Origin of the sequence: Pseudomonas panipatensis, assembly GCF_900099785.1 — a bacterium.
Classification (GTDB): Bacteria; Pseudomonadota; Gammaproteobacteria; order Pseudomonadales; family Pseudomonadaceae; genus Pseudomonas; species Pseudomonas panipatensis.
Window position 1 is genome coordinate 241,439 of the sequence record NZ_FNDS01000003.1, and the last position, 14,580, is coordinate 256,018.

General features: G+C 63.1%; 14 protein-coding genes. 9 read left to right on the forward strand and 5 right to left on the reverse strand.

Annotated features, from left to right (window positions below; all coding sequences use genetic code 11):
- Positions 1-17: 17 nt before the first annotated feature.
- The gene (gene antB / locus BLQ74_RS08980; RefSeq protein WP_090262210.1) at positions 18-509 is read right to left on the reverse strand and encodes an anthranilate 1,2-dioxygenase small subunit; all 492 of its coding nucleotides are present in this window, start codon (positions 507-509) and stop codon (positions 18-20) included.
- The gene (gene antA, locus BLQ74_RS08985) at positions 506-1,900 is read right to left on the reverse strand and encodes an anthranilate 1,2-dioxygenase large subunit (RefSeq protein WP_090262211.1); all 1,395 of its coding nucleotides are present in this window, start codon (positions 1,898-1,900) and stop codon (positions 506-508) included. Before antA ends, antB begins: the two co-directional genes overlap by 4 nt.
- Positions 1,901-2,237: 337 nt before the next feature.
- On the opposite strand from antA, the gene BLQ74_RS08990 reads away from it, so the two are divergent.
- Positions 2,238-3,245 (forward strand): AraC family transcriptional regulator, encoded by a 1,008-nt coding sequence (locus BLQ74_RS08990; protein WP_090262212.1) that lies wholly within the window; start codon positions 2,238-2,240, stop codon positions 3,243-3,245.
- Between the two features lie 103 nt (positions 3,246-3,348).
- Here BLQ74_RS08990 and ppnP read toward each other — a convergent pair whose 3' ends face one another.
- Positions 3,349-3,630: a pyrimidine/purine nucleoside phosphorylase gene (gene ppnP, locus BLQ74_RS08995; protein ID WP_090262213.1), complete on the reverse strand. Its 282-nt coding sequence runs from the start codon at positions 3,628-3,630 to the stop codon at positions 3,349-3,351.
- A 107-nt stretch (positions 3,631-3,737) separates the two neighbouring features.
- A complete protein-coding gene (locus BLQ74_RS09000; RefSeq protein WP_090262214.1) occupies positions 3,738-4,277 on the reverse strand; it encodes a 3'-5' exonuclease in 540 nt (179 codons plus the stop codon).
- A 142-nt stretch (positions 4,278-4,419) separates the two neighbouring features.
- Between BLQ74_RS09000 and BLQ74_RS09005 the strand changes: the two genes are divergently transcribed.
- From BLQ74_RS09005 to BLQ74_RS09015, 3 genes are all read left to right on the forward strand, one after another.
- Positions 4,420-5,298, forward strand: coding sequence for an NAD(P)-dependent oxidoreductase (locus tag BLQ74_RS09005; RefSeq protein WP_090262215.1), 879 nt, complete (start codon positions 4,420-4,422; stop codon positions 5,296-5,298).
- A 134-nt stretch (positions 5,299-5,432) separates the two neighbouring features.
- The gene (locus BLQ74_RS09010; protein ID WP_090262216.1) at positions 5,433-5,687 is read left to right on the forward strand and encodes a YkgJ family cysteine cluster protein; all 255 of its coding nucleotides are present in this window, start codon (positions 5,433-5,435) and stop codon (positions 5,685-5,687) included.
- Between the two features lie 137 nt (positions 5,688-5,824).
- The gene (locus BLQ74_RS09015; protein ID WP_090262217.1) at positions 5,825-6,433 is read left to right on the forward strand and encodes an START domain-containing protein; all 609 of its coding nucleotides are present in this window, start codon (positions 5,825-5,827) and stop codon (positions 6,431-6,433) included.
- A 144-nt stretch (positions 6,434-6,577) separates the two neighbouring features.
- On the opposite strand, the gene gltA is transcribed toward BLQ74_RS09015, so the two are convergent.
- Positions 6,578-7,864, reverse strand: coding sequence for a citrate synthase (gltA, locus tag BLQ74_RS09020; protein ID WP_090262218.1), 1,287 nt, complete (start codon positions 7,862-7,864; stop codon positions 6,578-6,580).
- Between the two features lie 353 nt (positions 7,865-8,217).
- Here gltA and sdhC point away from each other — a divergent pair, with 353 nt between their 5' ends.
- The 5 genes from sdhC to BLQ74_RS09045 all read left to right on the forward strand — a co-directional run bounded on the left by sdhC (position 8,218) and on the right by BLQ74_RS09045 (position 14,546).
- Complete coding sequence (gene sdhC, locus BLQ74_RS09025) at positions 8,218-8,604, forward strand: succinate dehydrogenase, cytochrome b556 subunit (RefSeq protein WP_090262219.1); 387 nt, start codon at positions 8,218-8,220, stop codon at positions 8,602-8,604.
- The gene (gene sdhD / locus BLQ74_RS09030) at positions 8,598-8,966 is read left to right on the forward strand and encodes a succinate dehydrogenase, hydrophobic membrane anchor protein (protein WP_090262220.1); all 369 of its coding nucleotides are present in this window, start codon (positions 8,598-8,600) and stop codon (positions 8,964-8,966) included. The genes sdhC and sdhD overlap by 7 nt, the downstream gene beginning before the upstream one ends.
- A gap of 3 nt (positions 8,967-8,969) precedes the next feature.
- Complete coding sequence (gene sdhA, locus BLQ74_RS09035; RefSeq protein WP_090262221.1) at positions 8,970-10,742, forward strand: succinate dehydrogenase flavoprotein subunit; 1,773 nt, start codon at positions 8,970-8,972, stop codon at positions 10,740-10,742.
- Between the two features lie 15 nt (positions 10,743-10,757).
- A complete protein-coding gene (locus BLQ74_RS09040) occupies positions 10,758-11,465 on the forward strand; it encodes a succinate dehydrogenase iron-sulfur subunit (protein WP_090262222.1) in 708 nt (235 codons plus the stop codon).
- A gap of 249 nt (positions 11,466-11,714) precedes the next feature.
- A complete protein-coding gene (locus tag BLQ74_RS09045) occupies positions 11,715-14,546 on the forward strand; it encodes a 2-oxoglutarate dehydrogenase E1 component (protein WP_090262223.1) in 2,832 nt (943 codons plus the stop codon).
- Positions 14,547-14,580: the final 34 nt, after the last annotated feature.

The window sequence follows — 14,580 nt, forward strand, 5'->3', positions numbered from 1 at the left end:
GGTGGGCATCCCCGCGCTCACAGGTGGTAGAAATCGAGCACCGAGTCGATGCAGTCGTTGAGCAGCAGCACGTGCTTGCGGCGGATCAGCCAGGTGTCGCCGGCCGGACGCAGGTGATAGGTGACGTGGCCGAAGAACTGCCCGGCGTTGCCCAGGCGGTAGAACAGCGTGTGCCAGTTGGCGCGCACTTCCAGCTCGCCGTCGGCGCGCTCGGCGATGCGCACGTTGTCGATCTGGTGCAGGGTGCGCGGCATCGGGATGGTCGAGGCGGCCTTGCCGGTGCGGATGCGGAACACGCGGTCTTCCAGGCCGCCGCGGTTGGCGTAGTAGATCAGCGACATGCCGCGCTTGGGGTCGGTGGTGTAGACGTGCTCGGAGTCCCACTGCGGGACGTGGAATTCGCTGTCCTCGGCGAACATCTGCAGATAGGCGTCCCAGTCCTGGGCGTCGCAGCGTTCGGCATTGCGGTAGAGGAACTGCTCGACGCGGTATTGCAGTTGCGCGTTCATGCCTGCACCTCCTTGAGTTGCAGCGCCTTGCGTTCGAGCCCTTGCAGCAGGAAGCGCTGCCAATGGGTGTGCTGGTTGACGTAAAGGCCTTCGTGGGTCAGTTCGGTGCCGGTGAGCAGCGGTGCGATGCCCAGGGTCCGGCTGTTCGGCGTCGCGCCGTTGAGCCACTTCTGATAGCCGCGGGAGATGTCGTTCCAGCGCTCCAGGCGGCCTTGGAAACCACGCTGCTGCTCGCGGAATTCGACCAGGTCGTCCGGCGTGCCCATGCCGGAGACGTTGAAGAAGTCCTCGAACTGGCGGATGCGGTTCTCGCGGTCCTGCTCCGACTCGCCCTTGACGCCGATGCACTGGCTGATGACTTCGGTCTTGTTCCAGGCGACCGGGCGAATGATGCGCAGCTGCGAGCTGATCTGGTCCATGAAGAACAGGCTGGGGTAGATGTTCAGGTTGCGCAGGCGGTGCATCATCCACTCGGCGCGGGCCTGGCCATGCTCGGCGACCAGGCGCGGCATGACGCTGGCGTAGCCGGGGCGCACGCTGGGGTTGGGCATGTCGCTGAACAGCACGCTGTGGCCGTTGGCGAAGGAGAACCAGCCGTCGTCGGTCTGCGCGTCGCCGGCGCCGAGCTTGCTGTAGTCGAGGGTGCCGCTGGCCGTGCCGTTCTCGGCGTTGACCTGCTGGCGGTGCTGCACGGTAGCCACGTAGTTGTAGTGCACGGTGCTCACGTGATAACCGTCCAGGCCGTTCTCGTTCTGCAGCTTCCAGTTGCCCTCGTAGGTGTAGCTGGACCTACCGGGCAGCACTTCCAGCTCACCGGTCGGCGACTGCGCGACCATCATGTCGAAGAACACCTTGGCGTCGCCGAGGTAGTCCTCCAGGCTGTCGCTGGCGCTGACGTCCAGGCTGATGAAGACGAAGCCCTTGTAGCTGTCGATGCGCGCCTTCTTCAGGCCGCGCGTGGCCTTGTCGAAACCTTCCGGGTATTCACCGGGCGCCTTGACCTTCACCAGGCGCCCGTCGCTCTTGTAGCACCAGGCGTGGAACGGGCAGGTGAAGGTGGACTGATTGCCCTTGGCGACGCGGGTGAGGGTGGCGCCGCGGTGCTGGCAGGCGTTGATCAGCGCGTGCAACTGGCCGTTGCCGTCGCGGGTGACGATGATCGGCTGGCGGCCGGCGCGCAGGGTGATGAAGTCGTTGGGGTTGGCGATCTCGCTCTCGTGGCAGGCGTAGATCCATTGCTTCTCGAAGATCAGCTCCATCTCCAGATCGAAGAGCTCCGGCTCGGTGAAGATGTCGCGAGCGACGCGGTAGATGCCCTGGTCCGGACGGAAGTCCAGGCATCCGTTGATGTAGTCCTGCCAGTGCACGAGGCTTTTGCTTGGTACGTTCATTGTTGTTTTCCCATCGGGCGGATCGGTCCTTCATTCAAACCGCCGCGCCGGGGAGCGGCTATCCGCATAGTGGGCGAAGGCAATCCGCAAAGTCGGCGGCGGGTAACACGGCCGGGCAGGCTGGGTAGAAGGTGCCCAGTCGAGGGGCGGCGCGCGGCTGGGACGCGGCGCGGGAGGCGATGCCGCCGGTGAGAAGGCTGAACGTTCGTCCGAAAAGTCGTCGATCACTATCCGTATATTGGGTTTTTGCCGGCATCATGGCTGTCGGGGTACGAGTCTTGCTGTTTTGTCGGCAGGCGCCTGCAGAGCGCCATCAGAAGCCCATGAGTGCCGTGCGATGAACCATAAGAAATCGGGTCACTTCCGTGACATCCATGCCGACCACCTCGATCTGGCTGCCGCGCGCAACTGGATGTCGAACATCTGCGGGCCGCACCGGCTCGACGCCAGCCACCCCGGCAGCGTGAACTTCCAGCACAGCGGCAGCGTGCTCAAGGCCATGTCCACCACGCTGGGCTGCATCGAGTACGGCACCGACGTGACCATCGGCATCGAGGATGCCGAGCACTTCAACAGCTACAGCCTGAGCCTGCCGCTGAGCGGCGAGCAGGAGCTGAGCATCGCTGGCCGACAGCTGCACTCGAACCCGCAGCGCGGGGTGATCGTCTCGCCCAATCAGAGCCAGCGACTGAGCATCACCGGCGACTGCCGCAAGCTGCAGGTGGTGATCTCCAGCCTGGCCATGCGCAAGACCCTGGAGGAAATGCTCCAGCGGCCCACCGAGCGGCCGCTGACCTTCGAGCCGGAGATGGACGCGAGCGACGGCGCCTCGGCCTCCTGGTGGCGCATGGTGCGGCACTTCAACGAAGAGATGGAGCACAGCGAACTGTTCGGCCAGGCGGTGTTCAACCGCGACCTCGAACGCGCGCTGGTCAAGGGACTGATCCTCGCTCAGCCGAACAACTACAGCGAAGAACTGCGCCGCTGCCTGGGCGAAAAGTTGCCGCACTACTTGCTGCGTGCCCGCGATTACCTGCAGGCCAATGCCCGCGAAGCGCTGCGCCTGGACGACCTGGAGCAGGCCGCCGGGGTGTCGCGGTTCAAGCTGTTCGATGGGTTCCGCAAACACTTCGGCTGTTCGCCCATGACCTACCTCAAGCACTACCGCCTGCATGCGGTGCGCGAGGAGATACTCGCCGCCGGCGGCCCCCGCAGTATCTCGGAGATCGCCATGAACTGGGGCTTCGCCCACCTCGGCCGTTTCGCCGGCGACTACCGCAAGCTGTTCGGCGAAACCCCCAGCGCGACCCAACTGCGCCTGGAGCGCCTGAGCGGCCGGCCATAGGCACAGGCCGCCGCCGCGTAGCACGTGGAGGGGCGCCGCCGTGGATTTCTCCAGGCATGAAAAAACCGGCCACGCGGGCCGGTTTTTTCATGGCCATGCCGACTCAGCGGTATTCGCAGAGGTAGGCGGTGTCTTCGGCGACTTTCAGTTGGAACTTGCTGTTCGCCGGAACGGTGAACTTGCTGCCGGCGGCGAAGGTTTCCCAGGTGTCGCTGCCCGGCAGTTTGACGGTCAGGGCACCGGCGACGACGTGCATCACTTCCAGCTGGCTGGTGCCGAATTCGTACTCGCCGGCGGCCATCACGCCAATGGTGGCCGGACCGGCGGCCATTTCGAAGGCGATGGATTTGACGGTGCCGTCGAAGTACTCGTTGACCTTGAACATTGGGGGCTTCTCCTGGAACGGATTGAGGAAGGATTGGAAAAGGCCGCCAGTATGCCCAAGGCCGGGGACAGCGTCACTAGAGCGAGGCATTGCGGCGAAGCCGCGGATCAGAGCGCCAGGGGCAACAGCCGGGCGGTATTGCGCGCATCTTCCAGGGCGCGGTGCTGCTGGCCCTGGAAATGCAGGCCGGCCAGTTGCAGGGCGGTGTTGAGACCGACCGCTCGCTTCAACTGGCGGGTCTGGGCGAAACGCTGCTTGAGGTTGATGTGCGGCACCTGGCTGAGCTGGCTGTGCAGGTGCTGGCGCTGCCATTCCAGTTCCAGCTGGCGGCGGTCGTAGTCGCCCCAACTGGCCCAGCCGACGAGCTGCGGGCGGTAGTTGCTCAGCCAGCGCTCGAACTGTTGCCAGACCTCGCTGAGCGGCGCGGCGCCGTCCACGCTGGCCTGGCTGATGTGCGTCAGCTCGCGGCAGAAGGGCGTCAGCAGGGGACGCCGCAGCGGCCGCACGAAGCGCTGGAAATGGTCCAGCTCGCGACCGTCGGCCTCCGCCACCAGGGCGGCGCCGATCTCGATGATTTCCATTTCTTCGACCGGCCAACCGCCTTCCTCGGTGGTGGCCTCCAGGTCGATGACCAACCAGTGGGGCATGCGATCCGCTCTTGTTCGTCGATGAAAGCCCGGCGTTGCCGGCGGGCCGCTTGCAGGCTCGTGGCTAGCAGTATGGAAGGCCTTCCGGGGCTCGGCAAACCGCTGCTAGGCTTGCTCGATCACAGACCAGCGGAGCAGCGTCATGGCAACAGTCGCATTCATCGGTCTCGGCGTGATGGGCTATCCCATGGCCGGGCATCTGCAAAGCAAGGGGCACGACGTGTGTGTCTACAACCGCACACCGGCGCGTGCCGAGCGCTGGGTCGCCGAGTACGCCGGGCGTTCCGCGCCGACACCGCGCGAGGCGGCGCAAGGCGCGGAGTTCGTGATGTGCTGCGTGGGCAACGATGACGATCTGCGCAGCGTGGTGTTGGGTGCCGATGGCGCCCTTGCCGGCATGCAGGCCGGCAGCGTCTTCGTCGATCACACCACGGCGTCGGCGGCGGTGGCGCGCGAACTGGCGGTGCAGGCCGCCGAGCGCGAGCTGGGCTTCCTCGATGCGCCGGTCTCCGGTGGCCAGGCCGGTGCCGAAAACGGCGTGCTGACGGTGATGGTGGGGGGCGAGCCGACCTTCTACCAGCGTGCCGAGCCGGTGATCGCGGCGTACGCGCGCATGGTCCGGCTGATGGGGCACAGCGGTGCCGGCCAATTGACCAAGATGGTCAACCAGATCTGCATCGGCGGTTTGCTCCAGGGGCTTTCCGAGGCGCTGCACTTCGCCCAGTGCGCCGGGCTCGACGGCCGCGCCGCGGTCGATGTCATCAGCAAGGGCGCGGCGCAGTCCTGGCAGATGGAAAACCGCCACCAGAGCATGCTCGACGGCCGCTTCGATTTCGGTTTCGCGGTGGATTGGATGCGCAAGGACTTCTCCATCGTCCTCGACGAGGCCCGGCGCAACGGTGCGCAGTTGCCGGTGACGGCGCTGGTCGATCAGTTCTACGCGGAGGTGCAGGCGGCGGGCGGCGGGCGCTGGGACACCTCCAGCCTGATCACCCGCTTGAAGCCGCCCACCCAGGATTGACCGGTGGTGGCGCGCGGCGGTCGGGCAGGCCGACGCGCAGCCCTTGGCGCTGCGCGGCGACGCGCTTATCCTCGCGCGCCGCGCCCCCTGTGCAGGGGCGCGCCGTCCCCAGGTCTTTCCGAGAGTCCAGTGATATGCAATGTCGTGCCGGTTGTGGCGCCTGCTGCGTGGCGCCGTCGATCTCCTCGCCGATTCCGGGTATGCCCAATGGCAAGCCGGCCGGCGTCCGTTGTGTGCAGCTCGATGAGCAGAACCTCTGCCGATTGTTCGGCCAGCCGGAGCGGCCGGCGGTCTGCGCGGCCTTCGAGGCCGATCGGGAGGTGTGTGGCGAGAGCACGGAGGAGGCCATTCGGATCCTCGGCGAATGGGAGCGGATCACCGCCGCCTGAGTGACTTGGAAGTCACGATTTCAGGGTCCATACTGGCGTCCATCCTGGCTGGCCAACCGCTCAGGATCGCGGATTGCAGGGGAATCGGTTTCGACCGGGACCCGGATAGAACAAAAATGACGAGAGGAACGAAAACGATGCGTGGCATGTTGCGTATGACCCTGTTGACCGCTGCCGTGATGGGCGTTTGCGGTACTGCCCTGGCCGAGGACTGGCAACTGGCGAAGGATGAGGATGGCATCAAGGTCTACCTCAGCAGCGTCCCTGGCTCCAAGTACAAGGCCTACCGTGGCGTGGTGGATATCAAGGCCGACGTGGCGACCCTGCAGGCCCTGCAGGAAGACGTCAAAGGCTCCTGCAAGTGGCTGCATGCCTGCGCCGAGATGCGCCTGCTGAAGAGCGAGAACGGTAGCACCTGGACCTACTCGAAGATCAATATGCCCTGGCCGGTGACCGGCCGTGACGTGGTGATCCACGTGACCAGCGAGAAGACCGCCGACGGCGGCCTGATCCGCCACATGAAGGCCGAGCCGACCTTCATCCCGGAAGAGAAGGGTGAAGTGCGCGTGCCCGAGCTGGTTGGCGAGTGGCGCCTGGTGCCCAAGGGCGCCGGCGTGACCGAAGTGACCTATCAGGTGCAGACCGAGCCGGGTGGCAGCATCCCGTCCTGGCTGGCCAACAGCTTCGTGGTCGATGCTCCGCTGAATACCCTCAAGGGTCTGCGCGCGGTTGCCGAAAAGCACTAAGCCGCCGTCGTGACAGAAAGGCCGCCTTCGGGCGGCCTTTTTCGTTTGTCCGCGACGATGAGCCCGGCGCCGATCCTGCGTGGCGGTCGCGAAACGCAGGCAACAAAAAAGGCTGCCGAGGCAGCCTTTTTCGTAGCGGGGCGCTTACTTGCGATTGTTCAGATCGACGAAGTTACGCTGCGCGTAGCCGGTGTACAGCTGGCGCGGACGGCCAATCTTGTACGGACCGGAGAGCATTTCCTGCCAGTGCGAGATCCAGCCCACGGTCCGCGCCAGAGCGAAGATCACGGTGAACATGCTGGTCGGAATACCGATCGCCTTGAGGATGATGCCCGAGTAGAAGTCGACGTTCGGGTACAGGTTGCGCTCCACGAAGTAGGGGTCGTGGCGGGCGATTTCTTCCAGCTTCATGGCCAGTTCCAGCTGCGGATCGTTGATGCCCAGCTCGCTGAGCACCTCGTCGCAGGTCTGTTTCATGACCTTGGCGCGCGGGTCGAAGTTCTTGTACACGCGATGGCCGAAGCCCATCAGTTTGAACGGATCGTTCTTGTCCTTGGCCTTGGCCACGAACTTCTCGATGTTCGATACGTCGCCGATCTCGTCCAGCATGCGCAGTACGGCTTCGTTCGCACCACCGTGGGCCGGGCCCCAGAGGGCGGCGATGCCGGAGGCGATACAGGCGAAGGGGTTGGCGCCCGAGGACCCGGCCAGACGCACCGTGGAGGTGGAAGCGTTCTGTTCGTGGTCGGCGTGGAGGATGAAGATGCGGTCCATGGCCTTGGCCAGCACGGGGCTGATCGGCTTGGTTTCGCAAGGGGTGTTGAACATCATATGCAGGAAGTTTTCTGCATAGTTCAGGTCGTTGCGCGGATACATCATCGGCTGACCCATGGAGTACTTGTAAACCATGGCGGCGATGGTCGGCATCTTGGCGATCAGGCGGTGCGCGGAGATCTCGCGATGCGTCGGGTTATTGATGTCCAGCGAGTCGTGATAGAAGGCGGAGAGGGCGCCGATCACACCGCACATGACGGCCATCGGGTGAGCGTCGCGGCGGAAACCGTTGAAGAACGTCTTCAGCTGCTCGTGAACCATGGTGTGGTTCTTGATGGTGCCGACGAACTTCTCTTTCTGCTCGGCGGTGGGCAGTTCGCCCTTCAGCAGCAGATAGCAGGTTTCCAGGTAGTCGGATTTCTCGGCCAGCTGCTCGATCGGATAGCCACGGTGAAGCAAAACACCTTTGTCACCGTCGATATAAGTGATCTTCGACTCGCAGGAGGCGGTCGACATAAAGCCAGGATCGAACGTGAAGTGGCCCGTGGAGGTCAGGCCCCGCACATCGACTACATCAGGACCCAGCGTGCCGGATAGGACGGGCAGTTCGACGGGGGCAGCGCCCTCGATGATCAACTGCGCTTTTTTGTCAGCCATTATGGCCTCCTATTAATGCTTGAAATCATCTGTACGACCCCCCACGCAGGGCCCGCACCACTATAGAGAGATAAATCCGAATGTCAATTTGCGCGAAACCTTGCCGCAGAGGCCCTCCAAGCGCCTGTTTTGGCGAAAAAAATGCGCTATTTACGCCTTTTGGGGGGGTGCGGCAATAAGTCCTTAGGCGTAGGTGATTGCGTTGTCATTAGGGGCCTAACTGTCTATACTCCGCGACCAGCCGCCAAGGCCTCTGAGGCCGGCTCCATAGGCGGTTGTCACTCCCGAAGGTGATGGGTACCTGACAAGTGCACCTCCCGACAACTAGCCCTGCTGTTTGAAGGGCTCTCAGTGTGAAAAAAGCCGTGAATAGCAAACGACCTGTAAACCTAGACCTAAGGACCATCAAACTCCCTGTCACTGCTTACACGTCCATTCTCCATCGCATCTCTGGCGTCATCCTGTTCCTGGGCATTGCCGTGCTGCTGTTCGCGCTCGACAAGTCCCTGGCTTCGGAAGACAGCTTTGATCAGGTGAAGGCGTGTCTGGCCAGTCCTCTGGCCAAGTTCGTGATTTGGGGCCTGCTGTCTGCGCTGCTGTACCACCTGGTAGCCGGTATCCGTCACCTCGTCATGGACGCAGGTATCGGTGAAACGCTTGAAGGCGGTAAGCGTGGTTCGAAAATCGTCATCGCTGTCGCTGCGGTGCTGATCGTTCTGGCGGGGGTATGGGTATGGTAACTAACGTCACAAACTTCTCGCGTTCCGGCCTCTTCGACTGGATGGCCCAACGCGTGTCTGCGGTCGTACTCGCGGCTTATGTTCTCTTCCTGCTGGGTTACCTGATCGCACACCCGAACATTTCCTACGCGGAATGGCACGGTCTGTACTCCCACAGCCTGATGCGCATCTTCAGCCTGCTGACGCTGGTTTCGCTGAGCGTGCACGCATGGGTCGGTATGTGGACCATCACCACTGACTACCTGACTCAGATGGCGCTGGGCAAAGTGGCGACCGTCGTGCGTTTCCTCGTCCAGGCGGTATGCGGCATGGCGATGTTCGCATTCTTCGTCTGGGGTGTGCAGATTCTCTGGGGTAACTGATCCATGGCTAGCATTCGTACTCTTTCCTTTGACGCCATCATCGTTGGTGGCGGCGGCGCCGGCATGCGCGCTGCGCTGCAGTTGGCCCAGGGTGGCCACAAGACTGCCGTGGTGACCAAGGTCTTCCCGACCCGTTCGCACACCGTGTCCGCCCAGGGCGGCATCACCTGCGCCATCGCTTCGGCCGACCCGAACGATGACTGGCGCTGGCACATGTACGATACCGTCAAGGGTTCCGACTACATCGGTGACCAGGACGCTATCGAATATATGTGCTCCGTCGGCCCGGAAGCCGTGTTCGAACTGGAACACATGGGCCTGCCGTTCTCCCGTACCGAGCAAGGCCGCATCTACCAGCGTCCGTTCGGTGGCCAGTCCAAGGACTTCGGCAAGGGTGGCCAGGCTGCCCGTACCTGCGCCGCGGCTGACCGTACCGGTCACGCGCTGCTGCACACTCTGTATCAGGCCAACCTGAAGAACGGCACCTCGTTCCTCAACGAGTGGTACGCGGTCGATCTGGTGAAGAACCAGGATGGCGCCATCGTCGGTGTCATCGCGATCGACATCGAGACTGGCGGTACCGTCTACATCCGTTCCAAAGCCGTGGTCCTGGCCACTGGCGGTGCCGGCCGTATCTACGCCTCCACCACCAACGCCCTGATCAACACCGGCGACGGCGTGGGCATGGCCCTGCGCGCTGGCGTGCCGGTTCAGGACATCGAAATGTGGCAGTTCCACCCGACCGGCATCGCCGGTGCCGGTGTACTGGTCACCGAAGGTTGCCGCGGTGAAGGTGGCTACCTGATCAACGCCCACGGCGAACGCTTCATGGAGCGTTATGCGCCGAACGCGAAAGACCTGGCCGGCCGCGACGTGGTCGCCCGTTCCATGGTCAAGGAAGTCATTGCCGGCAACGGTGTTGGTCCGAACAAGGATCACGTACTGCTGAAGCTCGACCACCTCGGCGAGGAAGTCCTGCACAGCCGCCTGCCCGGCATCTGCGAACTGTCCAAGACCTTCGCTCACGTCGACCCGGTCGTTGCGCCGATCCCGGTCATCCCGACCTGCCACTACATGATGGGTGGTGTCGCCACCAACATTCATGGCCAGGCGCTGACCATGGACGCCAACGGCAACGACCAGATCATCGAAGGTCTGTTCGCGGTGGGCGAAGTCGCCTGCGTATCGGTACACGGCGCCAACCGCCTGGGCGGCAACTCGCTGCTCGACCTGGTTGTGTTCGGTCGTGCGACCGGTCTGCACCTGGAGAAGGCCCTGAAAGAGGGTATCGAGCACCGTGGTGCCTCCGAGAGCGACCTGGAAGCCTCCCTCAACCGTCTGAATGGCGTCAACCAGCGCACCAGCGGCGAAGAAGTCGCCCCGCTGAAGCGCGAGCTGCAGCAGTGCATGCAGAACTACTTCGGTGTATTCCGTACCGGCGAATACATGCAGAAGGGCATCGCTCAGCTGGCTGATCTGCGTGGCCGCATCGCCAACGTCAAGATCAACGACAAGAGCCAGGCATTCAACACTGCGCGCATCGAAGCGCTGGAACTGCAAAACCTCCTCGAAGTGGCCGAAGCCACTGCCGTTGCGGCCGAAGCCCGCAAAGAGTCCCGCGGCGCCCACGCCCGCGAAGACTTCGAGGAGCGCGACGACGAGAACTGGCTGTGCCACACCCTGTACTTCCCGGGTGAGAAACGCGTCGCCAAGCGTTCCGTCAACTTCGCGCCGAAGACTGTTCCGGCATTCGAACCCAAGGTTCGTACTTATTAATTAAGGGTGCCCGTCATGTTGACTGTAAGTGTTTATCGCTATAACCCCGACGTGGATGCTGCACCGTACATGCAGGATTTCCAGGTCGACACCGGCGGCAAGGACGTGATGGTCCTGGACGTGCTGGCGCTGATCAAGGAAAAGGACGAGGGCTTCTCCTATCGTCGTTCCTGCCGTGAAGGCGTGTGCGGTTCCGACGGTATGAACATCAACGGCAAGAACGGCCTGGCCTGCATCACTCCGCTGTCGGCCGCTGGCCTGCGCGGTGGCAAGCTGGTGCTGCGCCCGCTGCCGGGCCTGCCGGTGATTCGTGACCTGGTCGTCGATATGCGCATCTTCTACAAGCAGTACGAGAGCGTTAAGCCGTACCTGCAGAACAAGTATGCCGCGCCGGCCATCGAACGCCTGCAGACCCCGGAAGAGCGCGAGAAGCTGGATGGCCTGTACGAGTGCATCCTGTGCGCCTGCTGCTCGACCTCCTGCCCGTCGTTCTGGTGGAACCCCGACAAGTTCCTGGGCCCGGCTGCGCTGCTGCAAGCCTACCGCTTCCTGGCCGATAGCCGGGATACCGAGACCCAGGCACGTCTGGCCACTCTGGACGACCCGTTCAGCGTGTTCCGCTGCCGCGGAATCATGAACTGCGTGAACGTATGTCCGAAGGGGCTGAACCCCACCAAGGCCATCGGTCACATCCGCAACATGCTGCTGCAGAGCGGAGTCTGATCCGCTCTCGGTAGCACGCTGCAAGAGCAAGTCCCGTACCGTCGGAACATTTTCCGGCGGTACGGCAGCAACGGACCTCAGCTCACAAAGCAGAAGTCCCGATTTTGAAATCATATATATGACCAGCAGGGGCATCCGGGCTGGCGCCCGGACTATCTGCAGGAACCGTAGTGGCTACCAGTCGCTGCACAGGGCTTCGTATCCGAGCGGTTCCATCAGGTGGTGTCCCCTTACCGAGGGTGACCAAGCATGCACGAAAGCGTAATGCAGCGGATGTGGAACAGTGCCCATCTATCCGGTGGTAACGCTGCCTACGTCGAAGAGCTCTACGAGCTCTACCTGCACGACCCGAACGCTGTGCCAGAAGAGTGGCGCACGTACTTCCAGAAGCTCCCCGCCGACGGCAACCCCGCCCCCGATGTTTCGCATTCCGCAGTCCGTGATCATTTCGTACTCCTGGCCAAGAACCAGCGCCGCGCCCAACCGGTGTCCGCCGGTAGCGTCAGCAGCGAGCACGAGAAGAAGCAGGTAGAAGTCCTGCGCCTGATCCTGGCCTACCGTCTGCGCGGCCATCAGGCAGCCAAGCTCGATCCGCTGGGTCTCTGGGTGCGCACCGCCCCCTCCGACCTGTCGATTGACCACTACGGCCTGACTGCTGCCGACCTCGACACCACCTTCCGCACCGGTGAACTCTACATCGGCAAGGAAGAGGCGACCTTGCGCGAGATCGTCGACGCCCTCAAGCAGACCTACTGCGGCACCATCGGTGCCGAGTTCATGCACATTGTCGATTCCGAGCAGCGCAAGTGGTTCCTGCAGCGCCTGGAAAGTGTGCGTGGCCGTCCGGAGTATTCCGCCGACGCCCGTGGTCACCTGCTCGAGCGCCTGACGGCGGCCGAGGGTCTGGAAAAGTACCTGGGCACCAAGTACCCGGGCACCAAGCGTTTCGGTCTTGAAGGCGGCGAAAGCCTGATTCCGATGGTCGATGAGATCATCCAGCGCTCCGGTTCCTACGGCGCGAAGGAAATCGTCATCGGCATGGCCCACCGCGGTCGTCTGAACGTCCTGGTCAACACTCTGGGCAAGAACCCGCGCGATCTCTTCGACGAGTTCGAAGGCAAGAAGATCGTCGAGCTCGGCTCCGGCGACGTGAAGTACCACCAGGGCTTCTCCTCCAACGTCATGACCAGTGGTGGCGAAGTCCACCTGGCGCTGGCCTTCAACCCGTCGCACCTGGAGATCGTCTCCCCGGTGGTCGAGGGTTCGGTTCGCGCCCGCCAGGACCGCCGCAAGGACGGTAACGGCGACAAGGTGGTGCCGATTTCCATCCACGGCGATGCCGCTTTCGCGGGGCAGGGCGTGGTCATGGAAACCTTCCAGATGTCGCAGACCCGTGCTTACAAGACGGGCGGCACCATCCACATCGTGATCAACAACCAGGTTGGTTTCACCACCAGCCGTGCGGACGACGCGCGCTCCACCGAATACGCCACCGACGTGGCGAAGATGATTCAGGCGCCGATCTTCCACGTGAACGGCGACGATCCGGAAGCCGTGCTGTTCGTCACCCAACTGGCCGTCGACTACCGCATGCAGTTCAAGCGTGACGTGGTCATCGACCTGGTCTGCTACCGTCGCCGCGGCCACAACGAGGCCGACGAGCCGAGCGGCACCCAGCCGCTGATGTACCAGCAGATCGCCAAGCAGCGTACCACCCGTGAGCTGTATGCCGACGCGCTGATCGCGGCCGGCGTGCAGACCACCGAGCAGGTCCAGGAGAAGGTCGACGAATACCGCGACGCTCTCGACAACGGCCTGCACGTGGTGAAGAGCCTGGTCAAGGAGCCGAACAAGGAGCTCTTCGTCGACTGGCGTCCGTACGTCGGCCATGCCTGGACCGCGCGTCACGACACCCGCTTCGACCTGAAGACCCTGCAGGAGCTGTCCAACAAACTGCTGGAGACTCCCGACGGCTTCGTCATGCAGCGTCAGGTGGCGAAGATCTACGAAGACCGCGCCAAGATGACCGCCGGCGCCATGCCGATCAACTGGGGCTTCGCCGAGAACCTGGCCTACGCCACCCTGTTGTTCGAAGGCCATCCGGTGCGCATGACCGGTCAGGACGTCGGCCGTGGCACCTTCTCGCACCGCCATGCGGCGCTGCACAACCAGAAGGACGACTCGGTTTACATCCCGCTGGCCCATCTGTTCGATGGTCAACCGCGCGTCAGCCTGTACGACTCCTTCCTCTCGGAAGAAGCGGTGCTGGCTTTCGAATACGGCTACGCCACCACCACGCCGAACGCGCTGGTGATCTGGGAAGGCCAGTTCGGTGACTTCGCCAACGGTGCGCAAGTGGTGATCGACCAGTTCATCACCAGTGGCGAGACCAAGTGGCAGCGCCTCTGCGGCCTGACCATGCTGCTGCCGCACGGTTACGAAGGCCAGGGTCCGGAGCACTCCTCCGCGCGTCTGGAGCGTTACCTGCAACTGTGCGCCGAGCAGAACATCCAGGTCTGCGTACCGACCACGCCGGCTCAGGTCTACCACATGCTGCGCCGCCAGGTGATCCGTCCGCTGCGCAAACCGCTGATCGTGATGACGCCGAAGTCGCTGCTGCGCCACAAGCTGGCCATCTCGACCCTGGAAGAACTGGCCAACGGTTCCTTCCAGACCGTGATCCCGGAAATCGACAGCCTGGATCCGAAGAAGGTCGAACGCATCGTTCTGTGCAGCGGCAAGGTCTACTACGACCTGCTGGAGAAGCGTCGTGCCGAGGGTCGCGAAGACACCGCGATCATCCGTATCGAGCAGCTGTATCCGTTCCCGGAAGACGATCTCGCCGACGTTCTGTCCCAGTACAAGAACCTCAAGCACATCGTCTGGTGCCAGGAAGAGCCGATGAACCAGGGCGCCTGGTACTGCTCGCAGCACCACATGCGTCGCGTCATCTCCGCGCACAAGAAAGGTCTCAACCTGGAATACGCCGGTCGCGAAGGCTCGGCAGCTCCGGCTTGCGGCTACGCTTCGATGCACGCCGAGCAGCAGGAAAAGCTGCTGAATGACGCCTTCACCGTTTAACGCCAACGCGCAGTTGATACCGAATTTAAGGAAA

What these genes read in the sequence shown, in the direction of transcription:
- antB (WP_090262210.1), bottom strand. Translation starts at nt 509, where the DNA reads ATGAACGCGCAACTGCAATACCGCGTCGAGCAGTTCCTCTACCGCAAT.
- antA (WP_090262211.1), bottom strand. Translation starts at nt 1,900, where the DNA reads ATGAACGTACCAAGCAAAAGCCTCGTGCACTGGCAGGACTACATCAAC.
- BLQ74_RS08990 (WP_090262212.1), top strand. Translation starts at nt 2,238, where the DNA reads ATGAACCATAAGAAATCGGGTCACTTCCGTGACATCCATGCCGACCAC.
- ppnP (WP_090262213.1), bottom strand. Translation starts at nt 3,630, where the DNA reads ATGTTCAAGGTCAACGAGTACTTCGACGGCACCGTCAAATCCATCGCC.
- BLQ74_RS09000 (WP_090262214.1), bottom strand. Translation starts at nt 4,277, where the DNA reads ATGCCCCACTGGTTGGTCATCGACCTGGAGGCCACCACCGAGGAAGGC.
- BLQ74_RS09005 (WP_090262215.1), top strand. Translation starts at nt 4,420, where the DNA reads ATGGCAACAGTCGCATTCATCGGTCTCGGCGTGATGGGCTATCCCATG.
- BLQ74_RS09010 (WP_090262216.1), top strand. Translation starts at nt 5,433, where the DNA reads ATGCAATGTCGTGCCGGTTGTGGCGCCTGCTGCGTGGCGCCGTCGATC.
- BLQ74_RS09015 (WP_090262217.1), top strand. Translation starts at nt 5,825, where the DNA reads ATGCGTGGCATGTTGCGTATGACCCTGTTGACCGCTGCCGTGATGGGC.
- gltA (WP_090262218.1), bottom strand. Translation starts at nt 7,864, where the DNA reads ATGGCTGACAAAAAAGCGCAGTTGATCATCGAGGGCGCTGCCCCCGTC.
- sdhD (WP_090262220.1), top strand. Translation starts at nt 8,598, where the DNA reads ATGGTAACTAACGTCACAAACTTCTCGCGTTCCGGCCTCTTCGACTGG.
- sdhA (WP_090262221.1), top strand. Translation starts at nt 8,970, where the DNA reads ATGGCTAGCATTCGTACTCTTTCCTTTGACGCCATCATCGTTGGTGGC.
- BLQ74_RS09040 (WP_090262222.1), top strand. Translation starts at nt 10,758, where the DNA reads ATGTTGACTGTAAGTGTTTATCGCTATAACCCCGACGTGGATGCTGCA.
- BLQ74_RS09045 (WP_090262223.1), top strand. Translation starts at nt 11,715, where the DNA reads ATGCACGAAAGCGTAATGCAGCGGATGTGGAACAGTGCCCATCTATCC.